Source organism: Citrobacter sp. TBCS-14 (genome assembly GCF_005280805.1).
Taxonomy (GTDB): domain Bacteria; phylum Pseudomonadota; class Gammaproteobacteria; order Enterobacterales; family Enterobacteriaceae; genus Citrobacter; species Citrobacter gillenii.
In genome coordinates this window covers 1-475 of record NZ_SZWM01001150.1, presented here as the reverse complement: position 1 = coordinate 475, position 475 = coordinate 1, and the positions used below count along the sequence as shown (strand labels likewise).

1 protein-coding gene is annotated in these 475 nt (G+C 55.4%); it reads left to right on the top strand.

The genetic code is table 11. The annotated features are described in order from the left end of the window. Positions 1-475 (top strand): MBL fold metallo-hydrolase (locus FDX22_RS24490; RefSeq protein ID WP_146717919.1); only part of this gene is annotated, 475 nt, incomplete at both ends.

The window sequence follows — 475 nt, the reverse complement described above, 5'->3', positions numbered from 1 at the left end:
TCGTGTCGTGCCGAAAGACAAACCAATCTATGTGCAAAATGACCATGATGCACACGTACTGCGGGGGCAGGGTTTCACACAACTCACCGTGCTGACGCAAAATACCGTGGTCGGCGCTATCACTCTGCGTAAAACCGACGGCCAGCACGGCTCAGATCGCGCCTATGCCATTCCACAAATGGCAGAACGCCTGGGTGATGCCTGTGGCGTTATCTTTATGCATCCGGCGGAAAAAACGCTGTATCTGGTCGGGGACACCCTCTGGCGCGACGAGGTGGAAGCCAACATGCATACCTTCCAGCCAGGCGTGGTCATTCTGAACGCAGGCTTTGCCCACGTTATCGGGTTTGGCCCAATTATCATGGGCGCGGAAGATGTGCTGAAAACCCACTTCACCTTACCCGAAGCACACATTGTGGCGACCCATATGGAGGCGATTAACCATTGTCTGTTGACCCGCGCGGCCCTGAAAGAG